The 24,189-nt window shown below is 39.5% G+C and carries 18 protein-coding genes; 12 read left to right on the forward strand and 6 right to left on the reverse strand.

Translation table 11 applies throughout. The annotated features are described in order from the left end of the window. Nucleotides 1-64 precede the first annotated feature (64 nt). From OZX58_RS02835 to OZX58_RS02875, 9 genes are all read left to right on the forward strand, one after another. On the forward strand, nt 65-1,828 hold the full coding sequence (locus OZX58_RS02835) for an oligopeptide ABC transporter substrate-binding protein (RefSeq protein ID WP_277141384.1): 1,764 nt from the start codon (nt 65-67) through the stop codon (nt 1,826-1,828). A gap of 50 nt (nt 1,829-1,878) precedes the next feature. Then, nucleotides 1,879-3,063 carry an amidohydrolase family protein gene (locus OZX58_RS02840; protein ID WP_277141385.1) on the forward strand — a complete coding sequence of 395 codons (1,185 nt, stop codon included), beginning with the start codon at nt 1,879-1,881 and terminating at the stop codon, nt 3,061-3,063. A 187-nt stretch (nt 3,064-3,250) separates the two neighbouring features. Next, nucleotides 3,251-4,660 (forward strand): DHA2 family efflux MFS transporter permease subunit, encoded by a 1,410-nt coding sequence (locus OZX58_RS02845; protein WP_277141386.1) that lies wholly within the window; start codon nt 3,251-3,253, stop codon nt 4,658-4,660. A gap of 3 nt (nt 4,661-4,663) precedes the next feature. Continuing rightward, nucleotides 4,664-5,083 (forward strand): MarR family winged helix-turn-helix transcriptional regulator, encoded by a 420-nt coding sequence (locus OZX58_RS02850; protein ID WP_277131530.1) that lies wholly within the window; start codon nt 4,664-4,666, stop codon nt 5,081-5,083. Between the two features lie 190 nt (nt 5,084-5,273). After that, nucleotides 5,274-6,500: an ArgE/DapE family deacylase gene (locus OZX58_RS02855; RefSeq protein WP_277141387.1), complete on the forward strand. Its 1,227-nt coding sequence runs from the start codon at nt 5,274-5,276 to the stop codon at nt 6,498-6,500. A gap of 132 nt (nt 6,501-6,632) precedes the next feature. Then, on the forward strand, nt 6,633-7,376 hold the full coding sequence (locus OZX58_RS02860; RefSeq protein WP_277131526.1) for a threonine/serine exporter family protein: 744 nt from the start codon (nt 6,633-6,635) through the stop codon (nt 7,374-7,376). 18 nt (nt 7,377-7,394) lie between these two features. Beyond that, nucleotides 7,395-7,832, forward strand: coding sequence for a threonine/serine exporter family protein (locus OZX58_RS02865; RefSeq protein WP_277131524.1), 438 nt, complete (start codon nt 7,395-7,397; stop codon nt 7,830-7,832). A 331-nt stretch (nt 7,833-8,163) separates the two neighbouring features. Beyond that, nucleotides 8,164-15,798, forward strand: coding sequence for a Rib/alpha-like domain-containing protein (locus tag OZX58_RS02870; RefSeq protein WP_277141388.1), 7,635 nt, complete (start codon nt 8,164-8,166; stop codon nt 15,796-15,798). 103 nt (nt 15,799-15,901) lie between these two features. Then, nucleotides 15,902-16,480: a VanZ family protein gene (locus OZX58_RS02875; protein WP_277129944.1), complete on the forward strand. Its 579-nt coding sequence runs from the start codon at nt 15,902-15,904 to the stop codon at nt 16,478-16,480. Between the two features lie 137 nt (nt 16,481-16,617). On the opposite strand, the gene OZX58_RS02880 is transcribed toward OZX58_RS02875, so the two are convergent. Beyond that, nucleotides 16,618-17,271, reverse strand: a complete 654-nt coding sequence (locus tag OZX58_RS02880; RefSeq protein WP_277141389.1) for an NAD(P)H-binding protein — start codon at nt 17,269-17,271, stop codon at nt 16,618-16,620. Nucleotides 17,272-17,577: 306 nt separating this feature from the next. Here OZX58_RS02880 and OZX58_RS02885 point away from each other — a divergent pair, with 306 nt between their 5' ends. From OZX58_RS02885 to OZX58_RS02895, 3 genes are all read left to right on the forward strand, one after another. After that, the gene (locus OZX58_RS02885; RefSeq protein WP_277129941.1) at nt 17,578-17,814 is read left to right on the forward strand and encodes a hypothetical protein; all 237 of its coding nucleotides are present in this window, start codon (nt 17,578-17,580) and stop codon (nt 17,812-17,814) included. A 131-nt stretch (nt 17,815-17,945) separates the two neighbouring features. Beyond that, nucleotides 17,946-18,317 (forward strand): cupredoxin domain-containing protein, encoded by a 372-nt coding sequence (locus OZX58_RS02890; protein ID WP_277141390.1) that lies wholly within the window; start codon nt 17,946-17,948, stop codon nt 18,315-18,317. 10 nt (nt 18,318-18,327) lie between these two features. Continuing rightward, nucleotides 18,328-20,229, forward strand: a complete 1,902-nt coding sequence (locus tag OZX58_RS02895; RefSeq protein ID WP_277141391.1) for a copper-translocating P-type ATPase — start codon at nt 18,328-18,330, stop codon at nt 20,227-20,229. Nucleotides 20,230-20,273: 44 nt separating this feature from the next. Here OZX58_RS02895 and OZX58_RS02900 read toward each other — a convergent pair whose 3' ends face one another. The 5 genes from OZX58_RS02900 to OZX58_RS02920 form a co-directional block, all read right to left on the reverse strand. Beyond that, the gene (locus OZX58_RS02900) at nt 20,274-20,705 is read right to left on the reverse strand and encodes a GNAT family N-acetyltransferase (RefSeq protein ID WP_277141392.1); all 432 of its coding nucleotides are present in this window, start codon (nt 20,703-20,705) and stop codon (nt 20,274-20,276) included. 2 nt (nt 20,706-20,707) lie between these two features. Next, nucleotides 20,708-21,427, reverse strand: a complete 720-nt coding sequence (locus tag OZX58_RS02905; protein WP_277141393.1) for an antibiotic transporter permease — start codon at nt 21,425-21,427, stop codon at nt 20,708-20,710. Next, a complete protein-coding gene (locus tag OZX58_RS02910) occupies nt 21,427-22,158 on the reverse strand; it encodes an ABC transporter permease (RefSeq protein WP_277141394.1) in 732 nt (243 codons plus the stop codon). The genes OZX58_RS02905 and OZX58_RS02910 overlap by 1 nt, the downstream gene beginning before the upstream one ends. Before the next feature lies 1 nt (nt 22,159). Then, on the reverse strand, nt 22,160-22,924 hold the full coding sequence (locus OZX58_RS02915) for an ABC transporter ATP-binding protein (RefSeq protein WP_277141395.1): 765 nt from the start codon (nt 22,922-22,924) through the stop codon (nt 22,160-22,162). A 434-nt stretch (nt 22,925-23,358) separates the two neighbouring features. Further along, nucleotides 23,359-24,171 (reverse strand): Cof-type HAD-IIB family hydrolase, encoded by an 813-nt coding sequence (locus OZX58_RS02920; protein WP_277141396.1) that lies wholly within the window; start codon nt 24,169-24,171, stop codon nt 23,359-23,361. Nucleotides 24,172-24,189 lie beyond the last annotated feature (18 nt).

The following is a 24,189-nucleotide window of genomic DNA, read 5'->3' on the forward strand; positions in this document are numbered from 1 at the left end:
AAGATGAAAACCTCATTCATTAAGTTGAATGAGGCTTTTTTTATTGGTAATGAGAGGTACAAGAATGAATTTTCAATTCAAGAAGTTAATGCAGTCAGCCGCAGTGATTGGTACAGCAGCGGTTGGGTTAACTGCTTGCGGCGGTAATAACAATAGCACGAAGGTTAGCGAAAAGTTTCCAATTAAGACACCGGTTAAAAAAGTAAAGCAAGGTGGAACGCTTAAAATTGCGGAGGAAACAGATACACCATTTACCGGGATTTTTTCTAACGAAATTAAAAATACCGCCGTTGACAATGATATTGCCAGTCCTGGTAATGAAAGCTTGTTTGATACTGACAATCATTACAAGTTTAATGATAAAGGGCCAGCCACGATTCGCTTAGATAGAAAAAATAATACGGCAATAATTAATATTAAGAAGGGCGTTAAGTGGTCTGATGGCAAGCAGGTGGTAGCTAAGGATATTGAGTACGCATACGAAATTCTAGCTAACAAGGGTACGCAATCGCAGAATTATTCCAATTCCTTTGAAAATATTAAAGGAATGAAAGCCTATCATGAAGGTCGGGCTAAGACCATTACGGGCATTGAAATGCCTAACGGTGATAATGGCCGTCAGGTAATAATTCATTTTGACGAATTGAAGCCGGGAATGGAATATTCAGGCAACAACTTTTTCTGGGAAACAGCTGAACCATACCATTATTTAAAGGATGTGCCGTTTGATAAATTACAGTCATCTGACAAGATTAGAAAATCCCCATTGTATTTTGGACCGTTTAAGTTAAAGAAAATTGTTCGTGGTCAGTCAGTTACTTGGGTGCCGAATAAATATTATTGGCGGGGTAGACCAAAACTGGACAAAATTGAAATTTCAGTTTTAGCTACTAATTCTGCTTCTCAAGCTATTAAGAGCAAGGTTTATGATGTTGCGCAGGTAATTAATTCACAATGGGAACAGGTTAAAAACACTAAGGGTGTCAATTTCGTTGCTAAAGTTCCCCTAGGCTACAATTTTATCGGATTTAAGGTTGGTAAATGGGATGCACAAAAGAATAAAAACATTATGGATCCCCATGCCAAAATGAATAATAAGGCTTTAAGACAGGCAATTGGCTACGCAATGAATACTGATGAAGTCTACCAGCATTATACTCATGGCTTAAGCTTTAGAGTTCCGACATTAATTCCCGCACAGTTTGGCGATGTGTTTGATAAAAACGCGCGCGGTTATTCCTATAATTTGAAAAAAGCTAACGAACTGCTGGATAAGGCTGGCTATAAAAAGAAGGGTAAGTGGCGGGTCCAACCTAATGGCAAGTCGCTAACAATTCGCTATATGGCAAGGCAAACTGACCCAACTCAGGAGCCAATCCAGCAGAATTATCTGCAGCAGTGGCATAAGATTGGCTTAAACGTTAAATTAATCGGGAATCGCCTGACAGAATTTAATTCCTATGTAACTAAGCTTGAGGGCGACAGCCATGACTTTGATATGTGTGAGATTGGCTGGCATCTGGACAGTGAGGCATCACCAAGCAGTCTTTATTCTGATAATTCTCCTAAGAATTACACCCGTTTTGTTACCAAAAAGAATAATGAGCTGCTGGCAGCAATTGATTCACAGAAGGCATTTAACCATAAATATCGGGTACAAAAGTTCCATGAATGGCAAGAATATATGAATGATGAGGCTTATGCAATCCCAGAGTTTAATTCGTATTCCGTTTTCGCCGTTAATGATAAGGTGACCGGATATTCGCTTAAGCCGTCGGAGAATAACAATGACCACCAATTATGGTACAAGGTCGGCTTCGTAAAATAAGGACATGATGATTTTTAACAATCAGAAAAGTAAAAAGGAGAAAATTTAAAATGACACAAACTGGATATCAAAACATGAACCTTTATGATGGTGAAGAAGAAAAAGTTACAAGCAATAGTTACTTCGTTGTCGATGACGAAACAGGTAAGATTACGGCAATGGGAACTGGCGCTGCACCTGCTAGTGACAGGGTAGTGGACTTAGAAGGCAAGTTCGTGATGCCAGGGTTAATTAATTGTCATACGCACATTAACAATAGTTCAACTGCATATGATGGTGATCCAACTGCCAATGTTGTCGAAACAACTGTCCGTGCAGTGCAGCACCTACATGATTTTCTTAAGTCTGGCGTAACTTATATTCGTGAATGTGGGTCTACTTATGATATTGATATTACATTGGCGCGAATGATTGAGGAAGGTAAGATTACTAAGACACCAGAGATTATGCCGTCAGGGATGGCTTATTCGATGACAGGTGGTCACGGCGACTCACCGCATTTTGCTCATCTGGTAGACTCTCCTGATGAAATGCGCAAGGCTGTACGTCAAGGCTTGAAGAAAGGTGCTAAGAATATTAAAGTAATGGCCACGGGCGGTGTAATGACCAAGAACGACTTTATGGATGATCCACAATTAAGTGTTGCCGAAATGCGTGCGGCAGTTGAGGAAGCTCACCATAAGGGCTTGATTGTTGCGGCTCATGCAGAGGGCAATGCTGGGATTGGCAATGCAATTAAGTCTGGGGTAGATTCCATTGAACACGGCTTTTATGTTGATGATGACCAAATTGACATGATGCTCAAGCAAGGGACATATTTGACAGCCACTGTGGTTGCCGATTGGGCCTTTCCTACTTATGCGGTAGGAATAATGCCGGATTGGGAAGTAAAGAAGGCTAGTGATGCCCTAGACGACTTGCGTAAGAATATTACGCACGCTAAAAATCGCGGCGTTAAGATTACTTTGGGTACTGACGCGGGAACACCATTTAATGATTACTTCCAAACGCCAACCGAATTGCAATTATTGGCAGAACAAGGCTTCACTAATTATGAAGCCTTACAAACCAGTGTTCATTCTGCTCAATTGATGAAAATTGATGATGAGTATGGCACTTTGGCAATCGGCAAGTACGCTGACTTTCTGGTTTTGGATGAAAATCCGTTGGCTGATGTTAAGGCTGTGGCGCAAAGGGATAAGGCAGTCTACAAGAAGGGTCAGCGAGCATATTAATTATTAAAATTTTAGGCAGCAACAAGTTTAGAAGCTTGTTGCTGCTTTTGATTTACTTGCCAAAGTTTGCTTATAAAAATTGGAAACGATTACTTACATATAACCCTTTGCAATTTGTGGCAAAATGTTATAACATAGCTATTTGTAATAGTTAGCAAGCTAACTATTTTTGGTTAGGAGGAATTAGATGCAAAGGAAATTAGACGCAAAATTAATTTTATCAATTCTTGCGGCAGGTCTGATGTCATTCTCAGGCGTGTTAATTGAAACAGCAGGTAACATTACGTTCCCTGTTTTAATGAAGGAATTTAACGTAAATATGGCAACGGTGCAGTGGATGACGACCGGCTATCTTTTGATTGCTGCAATCATCATGCCCTTGTCTGCATACTTAAAGAAGAATTTTAGTTCTAAAAAATTGTTTGTGACAGCCGCAATTTTATTTATTGTTGGTTTGTTGATTGACTCATTTACAACAAGGTCAATGGGCTTTGTCTTTTTAGTTATTGGTCGAATTGTTCAAGGTGCCGGTGCTGGGATTGCTCTGCCATTAATGTTTAATATTATTTTGGAAAGAACACCACTTGATAAAGTCGGCTTGTTAATGGGTATCGGGACAATGATTACCGCGGTAGCTCCAGCTTTGGGGCCAACGTTTGGTGGTTTAGTTGTCAATACTCTTAGCTGGCGCTATATTTTCATCTTGATTATTCCGGTAATGGTTATTTCCTTTATCATGGGTGTAACGTGCATCACTGAGGATCCATACCCATTGAGCCATACCAAGCTTGATTGGACTGGATTTATTGAAATTGCCTTGACTTTTGTTGGCCTAATTCTGGCTTTCAGTAACTTGTCAGGAATTTTAATTAGACCGTTGGAATTTGTAGTGCCATTGGTAATCGGCTTGGTTGCCTTAGCCTTGTTTATCAAGCATTCACTTAATGTAAAAGAACCACTGTTAAACATTCGCTTGCTCAAGAACAGCAAGTTTACTGCTGGTATTATTGCTTACTTCATTTTCCAAGTTAATACGGTTGGCTTGTCATTCATCTTGCCCAACTACCTGCAAATCGTAAATGGTGCAACTGCCATGGTAGCAGGATTACTGCTTCTGCCGGGTGGTGCCATTGGTGCCATTGCTTCACCAGTTAGTGGCCGGATGCTCGATAATTACGGTCCAAGAAAACCAATTATGACTGGTGCCTGCTTTGAACTTGTTGGTATTATCATGTTCTGCTTGTTTGCCCAACATTTTACGGGTGTTAACGTATTGATCTCTTACCTGATTATTATGACTGGTACTGGCTTAATCATGGGTGACACAATGACTTCATCTTTGAACCTGCTTACTAAGGAAGAAAATGCGGACGGTAACGGCTTGTTCAACATGGTACAGCAATTTTCAGGAGCTGTCGGAACGTCGATTGTTTCTGCAATTATGCAATTTGTGCAACAGGTTAGTTCTAAGCCGACAACGGCTGGCAAGCTAGTTGATGGTTCTCAAGTTGGGTTAATTTTCTTATTAATTTTGGTTGTGATTGGCGTATACTTATTACATAAAGCAACTAAAAAGGATAGTTTAAGCGAGAATTAAATCATGAAAAAAAATTTTGGTTTAGCTTTGCAGCGAGCACAAAATACCTTTAATCGTAATGTTGATCGTTATGCACGGACAATTGGGTTAACTGGTACGCAAATGGTGATTATTCAATTTTTGAGTGCTGTACCCAAAGAAAAGAAGATTTATCAAAAGGATATTGAGCATGAATTCAATATTCGAAAATCAACGGCAACTAATATTTTGAAATTGCTGGAACATAAGGATCTCATTACTAAAAAGGTTGATGAGCGCGACAGTCGTTTGAAGGAAATTACTTTAACGCCCAAGGCAGAGGTTATTGAGCGGGATGCGGCTGCTTATGTTAAGCGTTCAGAAGCAAGTGTTGAACGGATTTTGGGTAAAGAACTGCGTGATGAGGTAACACAGGCTCTGCTTAAGCTAGATCAAGAATTATAGTTATGTAAAAAGTCGTACATTTTGGTGTGCGGCTTTTTAATATTTAGTTTATTAATAAGTTGAAGAATAAATATAGTTAAAACAATATTACTTTTTTAACAGACACGTACATGCTTGTAAAATCAATAAAAGGTGTTTTAATAGAAAAGTAGACTATAATTAAACGATAAACTTACAGGAGGAACCTTTCATGGAACAAGAACAAAAATTACAAATTTTAGAAGATTTGATTGCCTTGCATTCAGTTAATGGCGATGAATTGCCAGTAGCTGAGTATTTGAAGAAATTGCTTGACGGTGCAGGCATTGAGAACAAGATTTTACCACTTGAAGGTGAAGCTAATCGTGCTAACTTAGTTGCCGAACTTGGTTCAGGTAAGCCGGTGTTAGTAATTTCTGGACACATGGACACAGTTGACATTAACAAGGACAATTGGAAGACTGATCCATTTAAGATTACTAAAGAAGGCGACAAGTTATACGGCCGCGGCACGACTGATATGAAGGCGGGGCTAGCTGCAATCGTGATTGCCATGATTGAGTTAAAAGAAAGTGGCGCTGAAATTCCAGGCACAATTCGTTTATTGGCAACTGCTGGTGAAGAAGTTGGTCAACCAGGAGCTGAAGCTTTGCAAGCACAAGGTTACATTGATGATGCCGATGCTCTATTAATTGGTGAACCATCAGGCTTCTTTAGAACAGTGTTTGCTAATAAGGGTGAGCTCGACCTAACAATTTCTTCAGAAGGAAAGACCGCGCACAGTTCGATGCCATTTTTGGGTAATAATGCAGTTGAACATCTACTTAACGTTTTGGATAACATTAAGAAGTGTATTAAGGAATTAACTAATGGCGTTAAGAATGATGTCTTAGGTGAAACTGTCTTTAACATTGATACAATTAAGGGTGGTAACCAAGTTAATGCAATTCCTAATTATGCGCAAGCTGAATTGAACCTGCGGACAATTCCAGAATTGGCTAATCCTAAGATTCTGCAAGCATTCCAAGAAGTAATTGACGAGTATAACAATTCAACGAATGGTCATATTAAAATGTCAGTTGACATGGATATTATCCCAATTATTGGTGACCGTGATTCCAAACTACTTAAAGTTGTTCAAGGTGCCGCTCAGCCATATGTTGCTAAGCAAAAGGTACCAGCTGACCAACTTGCCTTGATGCAAAAAGAGGCACAAATGGCTAATACTGAATACCACGAAGGTGGCTTCTTAGTCGAAGGTGTTTCTGGCGGTACTGATGGTTCGAAATTCCTGATTAATCATCCTAACGGCTTTGCTTATCTGGTCTATGGCCCAGGTAGTAACACCCCGCACCAAGATAATGAATACGTTTCTGAACAAATGTATTTAGACTTTATTGATATTTATAAAGGTATCTTTACTAATTTTGGTAAATAATTAATTAAATTAAGGCAGCACGTAATCGTTAGTGCTGCCTTTTTTGTGGTCAAGTAGTAAAATTTGCTTATTTGATTAATCTTGGGCTGTAAAAGGATACAAGGTCTGTTAAACTTGGTAAAGGTGATGAAAATGGAAAACAAGGCAATTGATGTTGGCGTATTAGCCGCTAAAATTTTAATCGAGTCTGGTTCGGAAATGTGGCGTGTTGAGGACACAACTAAGCGGATTATTGACCATGCTGCTAGCAGTAAGGCAGAAGCCTTTACCAGTTTGACAGGGGTGATGGTTAGCTTAAAAAATGCGTCTTACACACGTTTTATTCAAATTGAAAAACGGGGAATTAATATGGCGCGGATTAATGGTGTTAATCGGTTATCGCGTCAGTATACTGCCGATAAGATTACTCTTGACGAGTTTGAAGATGGTCTGAATAAGGTTCAAACTGCCAAACCGCAATTTCCAATCTGGGTACAAACAATTGCGGCCGGCTTTGAAGGTGCTTTTTTTATGTTTATCTTCACGCAAACTTATGACTGGCGCGATTTTCCGCTAGCGTTTGTTGCAGGAGCATTAGGCTACTATGTGACATCGTTCTTGTCATCACGTGTGCGCATTCGTTTTATCAGTGAATTTTTTGGTGCGCTGGCAATTGGTCTATGTACTGTTATTGGGGTTCATTTTCATTTAGGATTTAATGTTCAAAATATTATTATCGGGGCAATTATGCCGCCAGTACCCGGAATACCAATGATTATTTCCGTGCGTGATATTTTCGAAGGTAATCTGCTGTCGGGACTAGAACGCATGATGGAATGCTTGATTACGCTCAGTGCCTTGGCCTTTGGGATTGGCGTTGTGCTGCACTACATGTAGCGGAAAGGAAGAAATGGGATGACTTTTTATCATTTTATAATTCAGGTTCTTTTCAGTTACTTGGGAACAATAATGTTTGACCTTTTTATCAATTTGCCAAAGAATGCCCTCAATACATCGGGCAGTATTGCTTGTGTTGGCTGGCTGGTTTACTGGTTTATGTTTGAGTTTGGCTTGGGTGCAATTTTAGCTAACTTTGTGGCGGCATTTGTCGTTGGCAGCCTCGGGATAATTTTCGCTGTTAAAAAGAAAATGCCGAGTACAATGTTTGTCAGCGGTTTGGTGCCACTAGTGCCAGGAGCCAGCGGCTACCAGGCTTTGTCAGCGATGATTAACCACTCGCCGATGATTGCCGTACAAAAGACAATTCACGTGGCCATGGTGGCTGGGGCGATTGCTTTGGGTTACGTTTTTTCACAGGTAGTTGTTGAATTAATGCACCAGAAAAAGCGTTAAATTATATAAGATTTACAAATTAACTTGCTGTATATTATTATAATATTAACTGTAAATAAATTAATTTTTAAAAGCAATATTTATCTATCAGAAAGAAGCACTACTCTATTTTAAGTAGTGCTTCTTTTATTTATATCTTAAAATTTAAATGATTTTTCTAATGTTATTTAATTATTTATGTAAATATATACTTGCTAGTAACCATAGTAAATTTGAATATAGTCTATTTTGTTATATATAAGCATAGTGTTTGTGCAAAGCAGTTTTAGGGTCTACCATATATTATGTAAGCACTATCAAAAAATATTTTTTAATATAAGAAGGTAGAAATATGCTAGGAAGAAATAATTTTAAGGAAAGATTAAGAAAGACAGAGATGCAGTCCAAAAAGGATCGCTTCTCAATTAGAAAATTATCTGTAGGTGCAGCCTCTGTTTTGCTGGGCTTTAGCTTTATGGCAATGAACGGGCAAACTGCTAAGGCAGATACCATTTCTTCATCTAAACCTGATATAGAAGTTCAGACAAGCAAAAATAATACTACCGTTAGCGAAGATAAGCAGGAGCCTACAAGTGACAAGACTAAAGCGAATTTGACAACTTATTCGGGCTTGAGCACGTTTTTAAAGAGTGCTGATACTGACGCTAAGGACAGTTCAACTGATAATGAGCAGGGGAAGCCAGAGGAACCTGCTAGTGATACTAATAGTAGTGAAACTGCTAAACCAGCTGAAGAACCGGGTACAACAGATGCTAATGAAGTTGTTGCAGGTACTGCTACAGAGCCAAATAATATAACAAATGCTAGTAAACAATTACCAACTGCGCAAGCAAGTGAAATAGATGTTAGCACTTGGGACGAATTTAAAGACGCGTTAAATAGTGAAACTGTTGAAACGATTAATGTCACTGATGACATTGCGGCAACTGACAGTAATCAGACTTACACAATCCCGATTAGCAAGACAATTAATGGTAATAATCATACTTTGAACATTGGTTCTAATATTATTCAAGATGATATCTATGAATACGGGATTACGTTCAATGATATTAAATTAATGGGGATGAAGCCAAATGACGATCCAACCCTGTTTAATTTCTATGGTTACGATAACGATAAGGCTGTTACGTTGAACCATGTTGAAAGCGATAATGTTAGTTATGATGCGCTAATTAAATTCGAAAATGATGTTCAGCTTAACTACAACACTGATGGCAATATCTTCAGCGACTATGCCGAGCCAACAGCAACGACAGGCTCTACTGTGACAATCGATTTTGCGCCAACTGTCGGCACTTCAACTAGTTTTATCTGTGATATTTTCTTGATTGAAGATGATGCTCATGTAACAGCCCATATTGCAAACACGATGAGTGCTCTGCGTGGTACGGGAACAATTGATAACGCCAGAATTGAAGTAGGAGAGAATTCAACCTTTGATCTGACGATTGATCCTACAGTTAACTTTTTATACCGCGTTGATCCTGGAATTGATCCATTAAAACTGGAATTATTTGAAGGTTCCTCAACTCATATTCAAAATAATGCTTCCGACACAGGAGTTAATCCGGGTGAGGACAACCAACTTATCTTAGTTGCTGACACGCCGAAAATTTTTGAATTAAAGAGTGGTACAGGGGATGTTAACAACTTTAACTTCCCAGAAACCGATATTTCGGGTGCTAAGATGGGGTTGATTGTTGACCAATACAAGTGGATTATTCAAGATTCTGACAATGCCAATATTATTAATCCGAATTTGACTGATGCACAAATGCAAATTTTGGCTAATCCAACTTTGCCGGCAAGTATCTTAACTGATGGTAAGGCTAACAAGAACTTCCAAGATTTGAATACCAAGGAAGATTTTCAAACAGTTATCCAAAGTGCTGGTGGCTTTAATGGTTCTGCCGGCTTTGCTTTAGGAACTGACTTGTATGATGGCTGGAAGAAGACCGATGCTGGTCGATATAATATTTCTTCAACTGGTTTGACGATTAATGCTGGCCAAATTAGTGGTATCGGAGCTGCTCAAAATCGACTGAATGCAGTTGATAGTCATGATGATTCTGCACAAACAATTGCTCATTTATTGCAGCTTGATGATAGTATCGATCCAAGCAATAAGACCATTACTGGTATTGCTTGGCTGCCAAATCAAGCAATGGCTGCTGATGGTGAATTGATTGCTGGTGGTTTAGTCAAAGATGAAGACGGTAATTTAATTAATGATGTTGGCTCGCAAGTTGGAACAGAAAGCACTAACTTAGGGAATGCCGTCATTCGGGTAACTTATGGTGATGGTACGACTGATGATATTCCGGTAACATTAACGCTAGTTAAGGCCAAATCATCTGGGGATGTTCAAACAGTCGATCATGGACAAATGCCAACATTGGCTCAAGCCCAAGATGCTGTTGCCTTTGATGGTGATGCCAGCAGCTTTAATCCAACCTATGAATGGTACAAAGCCGATGGCTCAGGCCCATTGACCGCGGCAGATTTGCAATCCGGTCAGACTAATGATATTAAAGTTTTAGTAACTTATTATCGTGATGGTCAACCGGACGGGACACAGCTGGTTCCAGCCCAAGTCTTTATGGGTGAAGATCAGGCAACAACTTCCGGAATTACAGCTGGTGCAGGTCCAGTGGCTGTTCATGCGGTTACTATTCCAAGCAAGAATGACCCATTGGTACCAGAATTTAGTGATTCTAGTAAATGGGGAATTTACTTAGATGGTGATTTGACCAACGTAACAAGTGTCGATTGGGATGATGATACTAATGTTAACGATATTATTAATGGTACAACTGGTGAAAAGACAGCTAAATTACGGGTAACTTTTAGCGACGGTTCGACTAAAGAAATTGATGATGTTAAGGTCAACGTCCTTGGCGGTGAAAAAGCAGACAATCAGTCAACTACAACACCTAATGGGGTATTGCCAACAGTCGATCAGGCTAAAGAAGCGCTTAAAGATGAGCCGGCACTAACTAGTGATCTAAGTGATGCGGGCTATGATGTTGATTATTCATGGGCTAAGGATAACCAAGGAACGGCGATGGATAATAGCTACGTCACTTATAGTGAACAACAGCCAACTAAGACAGTTCCGGGCTATGTTGTTTTAACCTACTATAAGAAAGGTGCTGCTCATACACCGGATAACATTGATGGTCAGCAGATTGTACCAGTTGATGTGACGATTAACAAACAAGAAAATGGTTTGTATCATGGTCAATTAGCTGGTTCTGGTCAAAATTCTAGAGGAGTATCTGTTGCCAAAGGAACACCAATGGATGATGCAGCTGCTAAGGATGCACTTTATAAGCCAGCTGCATTCCCAGCAGATGCAACCTTTGCATGGGAAAGCCCAGTTGATACTTCAACAACTGGTGACAAACCATCATGGGTTGATGTGACTTATGCCGACGGTTCAACTGATCGTATTCCAGTTTTAATTAATGTTTACGATACGGCTTCAAAAGAAATGCCAGAAGGTATCACTCAGACAGCTGCTCTAAATGGGACAATACCTGATGCTCAGACTTCAATTGCTAATAATACTAATTTGCCAAATGGTACTACTTATGCGTGGCTTAATGCTCCTGACTTGTCGCATGAAGGTTCGGCGGTTGGAACAGTTCAAGTAACTTATCCAGACGGTTCAGCTGATTATGTTGCTGTGCCAGTGATTGTAGGCAATGCTAACCCGACACAAGCTAATGACCCATTGGGGCAAAGAACGGATATTCATTATGCAGCTGGATCAGCAGCAACTAATGACCAAGCCAAGGCTGCAATTTCTAACGCTGACAGTCTACCAGAAGGTACAACTTTTGCATGGCAGACAGCACCAGTTGTTAATGATTTAAACAGATTGGGCGTCCAAGCCGCTGTTGTTCAAGTAACTTATCCAGACGGCACAACTAATAATGTCCCAGTAGTTGTTGATGTTATTAGTGATGCTCATTCAGCTTCACGTTCAAGAGCTAGAAATGTTTGCGTCAACGTTGGCGATCCAATTCCGGATGCAAAAGATGCCGTGATTAACAGTGCTGACTTAACTAACGCAACTAGTTTTGAATATGAAACTGTACCGTCTAGTAGTACCGCTGGTGTAACTTTAAACAAGATTAAGATTACCTATGCAGATGGCTCAACCGATGAAGTACCAACACAAGTTATTGTTAATCAGGTGCCAACAGCCACATCAACTCAAGCGCAGAAGAATAATCCGCATGTGAAGACGGTTAGAGTTAATATCAACAGTAAGGTTAATGCGCCTAGTGTAATTGATAACTTTACTGAACTTACTGGCAATCCAACTGCTGAATGGGTCGATCCTAATGTTGCTCTGCAAATAACTAAGACAGTAGGCTTAAAGCAGTCGCAAGTTAAGTTAACCTTTAATGACGGCTCAGTTAAGATTGTGACCGGTTATGTCAGAGTAATTTCTGATGGTGAAAAGCATGCTGATTCAGTTACTGGTAAGACGATTACTAAGCAGCCAGGAGCAACAGTTACCGCTGCCGAGATGGTGAATGACCTGCCAAGTGATGCAGTAGCTGCATTTGTCACACCAGTTAACATTACAAATGGTAAGGTAGATAATCCGGGAACTTATATTGAAACTATTCATATTAAGTTCCGCGATGGTACTGAAAAAGATGTTGCATCAGTTTTAACAGTGCCAAGACAAAGTTCACAATTAGATTATAGCCAGAGTAAAGATGTTGTCTTACACGTAGTTAACGTGGGCAATAATCCGGCACAAACGCCAGCTGATTTTAGCGATCCAAGCTCATTTTTGAATAATACGGAAGATGCTAATATTGCTAGTGTTGGTTGGGCAACAGATGGTCAACCAAGTGTTGCTAGTGCAATTGACCAAATTACAGGTAAAATTAAGATTACCTTTAATGATGGTACATCAGTTACTAGAGACATTAATGTTAAGGTAATTGGCAATAAGAAGTCAGATACACCAACTACAATTACTGTAAGCAATGATAGTAGTAAGTTGAATGAGGCACGGGCAAAGGCAGCTTTGGATCGTGACGATTTGCTGGCTACTGATGCTAAATATCCAAATGCGACATATTCGTGGGCCGCAAATAGTGATGGTACCGGTACAGTTGATATTAGTCATAGTGGTTCGCAGCAACCATATGTCATTATTGATTACAGTGATGGTACCAAGGAAGCTGTTCAAGTGGACCTAACAGTTAATGAAGAACCAACTTCTGGAGCTACTTATCATCCAGAAACAAATGGTGGGTCGGTTACAACACATATGTCAACTAACGGTGTTGTGATGCCGCCGGAATTCACTGATCCATCAAAAATGGGTGCTTTCATGCAAATTCCAGGTGTTGCTGACCTTAGTAGCGTAGTTGATAATTTGACTTGGTCTAATGATGCCCCAACAACTGTCGGTGATAACCAGCAATTTGATGTAATTGCTCATTATAAAGATAATTCAGTCAGTGATGCTTTCTCAATTAACGTTAATGTGCTGAGTGCTAAGAAGACAGACACACCAACAGTTATTGCAGCAGGTGACAACCTGTCAGCTAATGATGCTGAGGCAGCTCTTGATCCAACTGAGAATGCCAAGATTATAGCTAAGTATCCAAACGCTAAGTTTAGTTGGGCAGCTAATGCTGACGGTACAGGAACAATTAATACAAATACTGTTGGCGACTCACAGCCTTACGTTGTTGTTGATTATGGTGACGGTACGACTCAGATTGTTCAAGTTGACTTGAGTATTAAGTCACAGGCTGATACCAATGAAGGTAACCTTGATGTAACACAGGCAGTGCCAATCACGACGCATATTGCTGATGGTTTGCATAATGAAGTTAATGTTCCTGAATTTACTAATCCAGCTTGGATTAAAGAGAACATCAAGATCACAGGTGATAACGATTCAACTGTCAAGATCGATCATTTAAGCTGGGCTGGAGCACAGCCAGATACGATTGGTGATGGTCAACAAATTGAAGTAGTTGCTCATTATAAGGATGGATCAACCAGTGCACCATTTAAGTTAACGGTTAATGTACTTGGCGCTGAAAAGTCAGCCGGTCTAACAACTGTTGAAGTAGATAGTACACCAACGGAAGCTGAGGCTAGAAAAGCCTTAGAGATAGCCGGTGTAGTTAAGCTAGATGGTCAGTATCCAAACATTAAGTATTCATGGGCTAAGAATAGTGATGGTACTGGTACAATTGATACAAGTATTAAAGGTACTCAAACTGCTTATGTTGTAGTGGATTATGGTGATGGTACTAAGCAGATTGTTGAAGTTAGCCTGAATGTTGATGAGACAAATGCCAAGGAGAACCATCCGGTTGCTGCAGCTGTAAACGCAACGAACCCAATATTGACACACCTTGTTCATGATTCTGCAACGGGTAACCCGGTGGCCAAGACACCAGCATACTTTAAGAATGACAAGGAAAAGATGAAACAGGTCATTACTGGTGTTAACTGGGATCAAGTAGATTTCTTAACTTGGGCTGCTGCGGGATCAAGTGTGCCTGGTGAGCAAAATGTACAAGTTATTGTTCATTATATGGACGGTTCAATTAGTGATCCAGTAACCGTGAAAGCAAATATTATTGGTGTTCAACATCTTGATGTTGCCGGTGTGACAACTAATACAGAAGTGACACCTGGCACGCAACCGACGTCAGAGCAAGCTAAAGCTGCATTAGGGCAAGAATTGAATGTTGCAGACTTACTGCGAGAATATCCGAATGCAACCTTTACTTGGGCAAGCAGATCAGATGGCACAGGTACAATTGATACAAGTAACTTAGGTTCTAAAGATGCTTACGTTGTAGTTAACTACGGTGATGGTACAAAGCAAGTAGTTAAAGTACCGTTGAACGTTACTAACGACGCTGGTAATCCTGGTGGTTCAGGCAATTCCCAAACGCCAAGTGATAATTCACAGCCAATTGGTGGTAGTGTCACAATTCCGCAAGGAACAGACTTAGGTCAAGATAATAAATATGCTGAACAAGCAATTGGGAATTCGGCAAGCTTACCAACTGGTACTACTTATAAGTGGCATCAAGCTCCAGATACATCAGTTGCTGGTAAGACTGTTTCAGCTTCAGTACTAGTAACTTTACCTAATGGCACTAGTGTTGTAGTTCCAGTTTCGGTAATAATTGGTGCTAAGCAAGGTGAAAGTGTAACTTTGCACCACAATGCCTACCTTTATGATGAAACAGGTCAACGAATTAATGAAGTGGTCTTTAAGACGGGTTCTGTAGTTCCTGTATATGGCATCAAGACAATTGCCGGTAGAGACTTCTATATCTTGGATGATAATTATTACTTGGCAACTGGAAATGTTCTAAGTAATAAGCAAAAGTTGATCCACAATGCCTATCTGTATAACAAATATGGCAAGCGGATTACGAAGAAGGTCTTTAAGCGTGGTAAGACCGTTAAGACTTATGGTGAGCCAATTAATATTCGAGGTAAGAAGTTCTATAAGACCGATAAGGGTTACTTCTTAAGAGCTACTAACTTTAAGAAGCCAAGTCGCGATCTGACACCTGTCCAAGAAATTGCAGTTGATATAACTAAGGATCGAGTAATGCACAATTCTTATCTGTATGATGAAAACGGCAAGCGGGCTAATGGCATTATCCTGAATGCTGGCACGCGGGTTAAGATTGACCAGACGGTACACAGTATTGCTGGTAGAAACTTCTATAAGACGAATAGAGGCTACATTGCGGTTGAAAATATTACTGGTACTAAGATTAATCTGAAGCATAATGCATATGTTTATAACAGATATGGTACTCGTGCTAACCAAAAGACTTTGAAGCAAGGCAAGGCAGTTACCGTTTATGGTGATCCCGTCACACTTCATGGTACGTCATACTATATTGTTGGCGATAAGACTTATGTTAAAACGGCTAATTTTTAGATAAATTAGGGTAAGCAAAAACTGTTTGATGAAAATCAAGCAGTTTTTTGCTGTATATTGGGTTATAATTTGTATCATTATCTGAAAGCGAAGAAGGAGAATAATGGTTTATATTTCAGGAAAATGGTACGCAGCTCCAATAGAAATAAATGGAACGATATTATTGCCGATATTTTTGATTATTTTTATCATAATTGCAATTCGACAATTTAAAAGTCAAAAACGTAATTGGAAAAGAATATTACTAAGTGGATTGTTTTTAATTTATTTATGGGTATTACTAGATGTTACAATTTTCCCAATACCTTTGTTTTTGGATAACTCGTTACCAGCTAAGTTAAAGTTTGGTAAACAGCTATTTATCAATTTAAGGTTCAACTTATTAGAAAATTATTTGCCATTACAGTTAATAGGTAATATTGTACTGCTTGCGCCATTGTCGTTTTTTGCAGCTGTATTTAAAGATAAATATTCTAGATTATGGCATAATCTTTGGCTAATGCTTTTAAGCTCATTACTAATTGAAAGTGTGCAATTAATTCTAAGCTTTTTCTATCTTGGAAATAGAATTTTTGATGTTAATGACTTATTACTTAATACTTTGGGAGCTCTAATAGGGTTTGTCTTTTTCAAATTAATAAATTTATTTTTCAAGCAGCAAGTTGAAGATGTACGTTTATAAAAATTAATTAATGCACGATTTCAATATTTTATTAGAGTCGTGTATTTTTTAGTGCCTTTAAATCAAATATTAAATTATACAAAAAATGCTCCTGACTGTTAGTTTGATCTCTAACAATATGGAGCATTTTTTATATTTTAGCCATTAGCAACAGTAAATCGTTCTTGATGGTGCTTAGGTGTTAAAAGCTCTTGAACTAAAGCAGTGGCCATAGTTCCGGCAGTAGTAACTGATTCACCTTGCTCGTTATATAGCAATTCGTCCTTGCCATAAAGAATGTTAGCAGCCTTTTCACCCGGAACGAGTAAGTTAGCTGGCGAAACACCGAACCAATCAACATTATCGACATTTTGCAAGAATTGGTACTCAAAGTATTGGTTCTTTGGGGTGTTGCGCCATGGTTTAGTTGATTCATCTTGCTCAATATCCTGTAAGACGCGGTGGTGGTCAGCTCCAGTAATTAAGCTGCCAGCACCAAGAATGAATGCCAATCGCGGACTAGTAGTTTCTCTGAACAAATAGATCAAGTGAGCTGCTAGGTCAGTGTGACGGTATGCTTGAGCCGGATCCGTTGAAAAGGCATCAACAATTGCATCACAGTCAGCGAAATCGTCTTTAGTTAAAGTAAAGGCATCTTGCGCTAAAGTCTGAATACTTGGAACTTCAGATTTTAACTTAGCTAACTTGTCTTCTGAACGACCATTAGCAATAACTTCAAGACCATTTTTAGCTGCTTCTTTGACAAAAGCAGAACCAGCCATACCGGTTGCGCCGATTACAAATATTTTCATATTAATTCTCCTTGAATAATTTTAATTAACTATTACTAGTTTAGTCTAGATAGGATGGCGCTTCAATTTTGAAGTTTGGCAAAATATACATCATCCTCCTTAAAAAATTAAGAAAGATGGACAACCAAGGAGGCAGGTTACTGATGACCGCGTACGGTCACGTCCGGACTACCAGCCGAACTGTGTTTTTACTTTCTAATATTAATATAGCATAAACTGTTCTGTAAAACGCAAAAACCTTGCAATAACAACATGTTTTGCTTAAAATGTTTTTTTGCAGTCGAAACTTGGAGGGAAAAGATTAGCATGGAAGAAATCAAAATGAATGAGCAATTAATTTCAGTAAATATGGATAATAGCGCACTCACTAATGCCCAATTGAAAATTGATAAACTGGGCTTGTCGCTTGCTGAATATTTGAACTTGGTGTTGACCAATGTACCCAACAGTCGTACCCAGCTCAAGCACATCTTGGCTGAAATTGGCAGTCAACCAGCTGACAAGTCACTTGCAATGTGGCTTAACCGCGTTGATGCAGACTAAGGGTGTAACTCGCTAATTAAGTTTAGCGAGTATTTTTTTGGCAAAAAAGCATTAATGTTTACAAATGTAAATTTAAAATATATACTAGCCATAGTTTACAAATGTAGACAATGATTAATGAGGTAAAAAATATGACTAAAATTATTATTTTTCTAGTAGGTATTGTACTAATCGGTTTTATTGCATGGTGGTTCTTTGGTAAGCATCAGGTTCAGGCAGAACAAGCTGCAGTTAATCATGACCACCAGAGTGTGGACATTGAAGTTAAGGGTGGTTATTCGCCTGAACGAGTTGTCCTTAAAAAAGGCGTGCCAGCAACGTTGAAGTTTAAGCGTACAGATGCATCAACTTGTCTTGACCATGTTGTTTTTTCTGATTTAGGAATCGATCAAAAACTACCTCAAGGTCAAGTTGAAGAAGTCAAGATTGACACGTCTAAGTCTGGTGTTTATGACTGGGCGTGCAGTATGAATATGTTCCACGGTCAAGTGATTGTTAAGTAGGGGCTATTAAATGAAAATTACGACGCGCTTTTGGACGGCGTTAGTTCTGTCTTTGCCAATGCTAGTCGAGATGGTACTTCAACCGTTAACTGGTTGGATGCTTCCTGGTGACAAATGGACCATGTTAGTTTTGACAACATTAATCATGTTGATTTCTGCAGGGCCATTCATTAGCAGTGCCTGGGCATCATTTAAAAAGCATCACGCTAATATGGACACTCTGGTTGCGTTAGGAACATTGACCGCATATCTTTATAGCATCTATGCCATGTTTAAGCAGCAGCCAGTTTTCTTTGAAAGTGCGGCCTTTGTGATTACCTTTGTGCTGCTCGGGCAAGTATTGGAAGCAAAAATGCGCAGTAACGCTTCGGACGCGATTGGCAAGTTGGCTAATTTGCAAGCAAAGGACGCGCTTGTTAAACGGGATGGTCAATTTGTGCAAGTGCCAATCGCTGAAGTCATTGCGGGTGATGTAATCCAAGTTAAACCGGGGCAAAAGATACCAGTTGATGGTGTCGTTGTATCCGGCATGTCCAATGTTGATGAGTCAATGGTCACGGGTGAAAGCATGCCAACCAGCAAAAAACCAGGCGATCAAGTGGTTGGTGCGACAATCAACCAGAATGGTACCTTTGAATTTAAGGCACAAAAGGTTGGTCGTGATACAATGCTCGCGCAAATTGTGGCAATTGTGAAAAAGGCGCAGAATAGTCACGCACCCATTCAAAATTTAACTGACCGTGTTGCCGATATTTTTGTGCCCGCAGTTTTAATAATTGCCATTGCCACCTTTTTAATCTGGTATCTGTTACTTGGCAAAAGCGTCGGCACAGCCTTAGTTTTTGCCGTTTCAGTCCTAGTTATTGCCTGTCCATGTGCTCTTGGTTTGGCTACACCAACAGCATTAATGGTGGGCACGGGTTTAGGTGCCAAAAAGGGCATTTTAATTAAAAATGGTGAGGTACTGGAAGCTGCCAATAATCTAACGACAATTGTATTTGACAAAACTGGCACAATTACCGCCGGTCAACCGCAAGTAACTGATATTATTGGCGATAAGCAGGTTTTGGAAGTTGCCGCTAGTTTGGAAAAATTGTCGGAACACCCGCTAGCTGCGTCCGTTTTACAAGCTGCTAAAAAGGCCAAGGTTCAATTACAGTTAGTAGATAACTTTCGTGCAATCGAGGGTAAAGGTGTGACTGGCACAATTGCTGGTAAAGAGGCTATGGTTGGCAGTCAGGCAATGATGTCCGCTATAATGTCGCCTAATATTGCGGCACAAATTATGACTTTTGAACAAGAAGCGAAGACGGTCATTGTAGTTGCCTTAGCTGATAAAATTATTGGTCTGATTGCTATTCAAGATGTACCTAAGAAAAACAGTAGTCAGGCAATTACCCAGCTTAAAGCAGCAGGGCTAAAAACCATCATGTTGACTGGCGATAATTCTCAAGTAGCGCATGCAATTGCCCAGCAGGTAGGGATTGATGAAGTTATTGCCGGTGTTTTACCAACTGAAAAGGCAGCAGCGATTCAAAAACTGCAGGAAACAGACAGAGTTGCCTTTGTTGGTGACGGCATTAATGATGCCCCTGCATTAACACAGGCCGATGTTGGGATTGCAATGGGCTCTGGCACTGATGTCGCGATTGATGCTGGTGGTATTGTCTTAGTGAAAAATGACCTAATGGATGTTGTACGAGCATTAAAGTTGAGCCGCAAAACTTTTAACCGCATTAAACTCAATCTGTTTTGGGCATTTATCTATAATGTATTGGGAATACCAATTGCGGCTGGGTTATTTGCCGGCGTTGGCCTAATACTCAGTCCGGAATTAGCTGGACTGGCAATGGCTTTTAGTTCATTATCGGTAGTTATTAGTTCAGTCTTGTTAGGAAAAGCAAAAATTTAGTCATGTAAAAGACACTTAGCATAATTGCCAAGTGTCTTTTTTGCTTATAACTTTTTTGAAAAGCGTTTTTGGGTTTTGTCAAATGAATAGCCGATTTTAGCATAAAACTGATGTGCTTCGGTTCGGCTAGTACTGGAATTTAAACGGATAGCTGTTATCTTGTGCTGTTGGGCATATTTTTCAACTGCGGTCATTAATTCAGTACCAATGCCGCGATTTTGGGCATCTTTGGCTACAGCTAAAGCCATGATATTGAGCATGGGATCAAAGTAAGTTTCTTGATAAAGCTCCGCGTGAATGTAACCTGTGATTTTACCTGTGTGAGCGTCTTCTGCCACTAAAATTAAGTGGTGGTGGTCAGCGAGTAATCGCTTGATGTTGGCTTGGGTCTTAATCAAGGGATAATCATATCCCAACTGCGCGCAATTTATTTTCTGAATGGCAGCACTGTCTGTTATTTTTGCATGTCTAATCATTTTTAGTACCAATGTCCTTTGGTTTGACGAATCTGTTTAAGCTGAATTATATAGCTGATTAGGCCAATTAGCAACCAAATGATAATTATTAAATAACCAGCTGCGAGATTACCATGTCCAGTTTTAATTAAGTTAACTGGGCCATAAAATGGAAATAGTAAGGCGATTTTGGCTAACCAAGTTGGATAGGCTGTGATGATTACCAAAATACCAGAAACAAGTTCAATCAATGAGCTGAACAGGTTTTGTGCAAAGTAAGGATCATTCATCTGCCATGAAATAGTCCAAGCAGTAAAGCCTAAGATAATGCCATCAATGCACAGTATCGGTAACATTACTAAGGCGCGAATAATAATTGCCATTGGCGCTCCTAAGCAAAAGGCTAGAAAAAAGTTGATTATTGCAAGTAGACTGCCAACAAGTAGCGCAACTAATGCTTTACTGAGCCAATAACGTGGACTGAATGGTCTTTTAGTAACCATTTCAACATCAATGCGCAAATTTGCATCCTTGACTAGTAATTCGTTCATGGTTTGCAATGATAATCGTGCGGCGTCAATCGCAATTGAGGCAATACCAACAGTCCAATTAAATTTACCAGTGTATTGCGTGGTAATTAGGACTAACAATAGCATATCGATTAGAGGCGTCAGGAAAAAATAAACTAGTTTCGTGCGCCAATTATGTAAGAAAGATAGTGAAGAAAATTGGGTAGCAATCATTAGATAATCTTCAGAGCTCCTTTCTTTCTAGCCAAGAAGTTGACTCTTCGGACAATAATACCGATTAACAACAGCCATAGACCGAGGCTAAAGCAGTATGCCAACCAATTAAAATCAGCTTGTCTAGTTAACGTTGCAATTGGTGCAGTAATTGGGATTAGCCACTGTGAAAAATTAGTTATTGGTTTCAGAATTTTGGCGCTGCCAAATAAGCCAGCTAACAGGATAATGGGTGTTCCGATTAAAGTTTCGTAGACCATTGCGTCTGTTGTTAAGGTTAAAAATGAGGCAATCAAGATGCCCATTGTAGCCGCGCCGAGCCATAATAGAACAATGGTAAGGATTAATTGCAAACTAACGCTGCCGGTAGCAATGCCAAGGATTTTTGCTAATAAAAAGCTGAGTGGGAAGGCGAACAAGCCGTAGGCAGAAGCTGGTAATAGCAGTGTGATTAGGGATGCACGTTCATCATACTGGTTGTTTAATAAATAAGGTAATGTTCCCTTATATTTTTCAAAGCTGATACAGCCAGCGACGGTTGTACAAGATGACCACATTCCAAAAATGCCGCTTTGGAGCCACAACATGGGATTATTTAGGTTGTGATGAGCATAGGCAATTGTGTATTGCATTAGAAATATCGCAGTTGTGCTGGTAATTGTCAACCAAATAAAATATTGGTCAGACAGATAGTCCTTAACGTGAAAGAGGAATAAACGAAGAAAACGCATGTTAGTTCCTCCTTAACTGTGGTGCTAAGGCAAGATATGATTCTTCTAGCGTTGCCGGCCGATCAATGTGGTCGACCTTTGACAAGTTAACAATGTCGTCAACACTACCTGTAGCAAAGACTTTGCCACTACCAAGTAGAACGATGCGGTCAGCTAAGGCCTCAACTTCAGTCATTGTGTGGCTGGTTAGTAAGATGCTAATGCCATTACTTGCTAGATATTTAATTGTGTCCCGAATGCTTTTGGCAATTTCAACATCAAGACCACTTGTTGGTTCATCAAGCAGTAATAAATCAGGCTGCCCTAAGAGTGCGCGAGCAATGTGCAGTCTTTGGGTCATACCTTTTGAAAATGTACCAATTTTTTTGTTAGCGACATTTTTTAAAGCGACAATTTCTAAAACGCGTTCAATTTCAGCTTTTTGCTGACGATAGGGAATTTTGGCTAAGTCGGCAAAGAATGCTAAGTTTTGTTTAGCAGTAGCATTACGATAAAAGCCTAATTCACCACCAAAGGAAACGCCCATTCGGGGTCGTCTTTTTGCAGTAGTGACTTCTTGACCGTTGACAAAGACTTGTCCAGAAGTAGGGATCAAGTAGCCGCCAATAATTGATACGGTAGTGGTTTTGCCAGCACCGTTTGGTCCTAAGAGCGAGACAATTTCACCCTTAGCAATTGTAAAAGAAACGTCAACAAGAGCATTAAATGTTTGTTGGCCGTTTTCATAAGTCTTTTTTAAGTGTTTAACTGATAATATATTTTCCAAAAAAATTATTCTCCATTAATTAAGTTGTAATACGATCAATCACTAAAAAGGAAGGTGTGATTACCGATCAGAAGATTACAGGTTAATTTGAAGAACCAGTTGATATAACATTAAGTCTATGAAAAAATTATAGCATAGTTTTAATTTTATACTAGATATTTTTTGGTAAATATTGACCAAATAGCAAAGAAGCGCATAATTTACTTGCTTTTCGCGATTGGCTGCGTAACAATCTAGTTGATCGATTAAAGTATCAGCGAACCAAACAAGAACTGGCGCAAAAATCTTGGGCAACTGTTCAAGAATATGCCGATGTTAAGGGTCCTGTAATAGTAGAAATTAAACGTCATATTGACCAAGCTCAATAAAAAAGAAGGATCTCTTAAATTAAGAAATCCTTCTTTTTGAATAAGTGGAGTGCAGTCAAATAAAATTTATTTTAAATATTCCTCTAGAACCTGCAACACACCCATGTCGTTATTGCTTGGAGCCTCATACTTGGCAATTTCTTTTAGCTTAGGGTTGCCGTTCTTCATGGCGTAGCTAAAGCCGGCGAGTTCAATCATTTCCTTGTCGTTCATGCCGTCGCCAAAGGCAATTAGCTCTTCTGGCTTGACGTTGAAATAGCGCAAGAAATATTTAATCCCTTGACCCTTATTAACGCGATTGGGCATTACGTCAATATTATCAAATCCGCTTGTCGTGCAGTGGATGCGTTCACTGCTATTTTGATTAAACTTTAGTTCGAGTTCGCTGGCTAACTGGGCATCACAATTAAGGGTAAGTTTAGTTAAATTGTCACTAGTCGGCAGCTTGGTTAAGTCGTTAATCTCAATAACATTGGGATAGAAAAAATGCATGGCATTTTTAAATTTTACGCTAGCACGTTTATTAATGTAAGAACGGTCAAGACCACTGGCGGCAATTTCAGTTGCTGGATAATTATCTTGGATAAAGCTGATTAGTTTAATTCCTGTCTGATAAGTGAAAACATGCCGCAAAATAATATGATTGTCCTGCGTTAAGATTGAGCCATTATCGGCAACAATATCAATTCGGTCCAAAAAGCCGTGAAAATCTTTTTGCAGGCGTGATAATGGGCGACCGCTAGACGCAATGAAGTGGATATGATGCTTGCGTAATTCAGTTAGAATCTTGTCAAAACGTTGCCGATCAAACGTCTTTTCGTCATTTTCAAAGGTACCATCCATATCGACGGCAACTGCTTTAAATGGAATTTTTGTCATGTTCTGCTCCTTAATTGT

It is taken from the genome of Lactobacillus sp. ESL0680 (assembly GCF_029392855.1).
Taxonomy (GTDB): Bacteria; Bacillota; Bacilli; order Lactobacillales; family Lactobacillaceae; genus Lactobacillus.

What these genes read in the sequence shown, in the direction of transcription:
- OZX58_RS02855 (WP_277141387.1), top strand. Translation starts at nt 5,274, where the DNA reads ATGGAACAAGAACAAAAATTACAAATTTTAGAAGATTTGATTGCCTTG.
- OZX58_RS02890 (WP_277141390.1), top strand. Translation starts at nt 17,946, where the DNA reads ATGACTAAAATTATTATTTTTCTAGTAGGTATTGTACTAATCGGTTTT.
- OZX58_RS02900 (WP_277141392.1), bottom strand. Translation starts at nt 20,705, where the DNA reads ATGATTAGACATGCAAAAATAACAGACAGTGCTGCCATTCAGAAAATA.
- OZX58_RS02865 (WP_277131524.1), top strand. Translation starts at nt 7,395, where the DNA reads ATGACTTTTTATCATTTTATAATTCAGGTTCTTTTCAGTTACTTGGGA.
- OZX58_RS02860 (WP_277131526.1), top strand. Translation starts at nt 6,633, where the DNA reads ATGGAAAACAAGGCAATTGATGTTGGCGTATTAGCCGCTAAAATTTTA.
- OZX58_RS02845 (WP_277141386.1), top strand. Translation starts at nt 3,251, where the DNA reads ATGCAAAGGAAATTAGACGCAAAATTAATTTTATCAATTCTTGCGGCA.
- OZX58_RS02910 (WP_277141394.1), bottom strand. Translation starts at nt 22,158, where the DNA reads ATGCGTTTTCTTCGTTTATTCCTCTTTCACGTTAAGGACTATCTGTCT.
- OZX58_RS02885 (WP_277129941.1), top strand. Translation starts at nt 17,578, where the DNA reads ATGGAAGAAATCAAAATGAATGAGCAATTAATTTCAGTAAATATGGAT.
- OZX58_RS02840 (WP_277141385.1), top strand. Translation starts at nt 1,879, where the DNA reads ATGACACAAACTGGATATCAAAACATGAACCTTTATGATGGTGAAGAA.
- OZX58_RS02835 (WP_277141384.1), top strand. Translation starts at nt 65, where the DNA reads ATGAATTTTCAATTCAAGAAGTTAATGCAGTCAGCCGCAGTGATTGGT.
- OZX58_RS02920 (WP_277141396.1), bottom strand. Translation starts at nt 24,171, where the DNA reads ATGACAAAAATTCCATTTAAAGCAGTTGCCGTCGATATGGATGGTACC.
- OZX58_RS02905 (WP_277141393.1), bottom strand. Translation starts at nt 21,427, where the DNA reads ATGATTGCTACCCAATTTTCTTCACTATCTTTCTTACATAATTGGCGC.
- OZX58_RS02875 (WP_277129944.1), top strand. Translation starts at nt 15,902, where the DNA reads ATGGTTTATATTTCAGGAAAATGGTACGCAGCTCCAATAGAAATAAAT.
- OZX58_RS02850 (WP_277131530.1), top strand. Translation starts at nt 4,664, where the DNA reads ATGAAAAAAAATTTTGGTTTAGCTTTGCAGCGAGCACAAAATACCTTT.
- OZX58_RS02880 (WP_277141389.1), bottom strand. Translation starts at nt 17,271, where the DNA reads ATGAAAATATTTGTAATCGGCGCAACCGGTATGGCTGGTTCTGCTTTT.
- OZX58_RS02895 (WP_277141391.1), top strand. Translation starts at nt 18,328, where the DNA reads ATGAAAATTACGACGCGCTTTTGGACGGCGTTAGTTCTGTCTTTGCCA.
- OZX58_RS02870 (WP_277141388.1), top strand. Translation starts at nt 8,164, where the DNA reads ATGCTAGGAAGAAATAATTTTAAGGAAAGATTAAGAAAGACAGAGATG.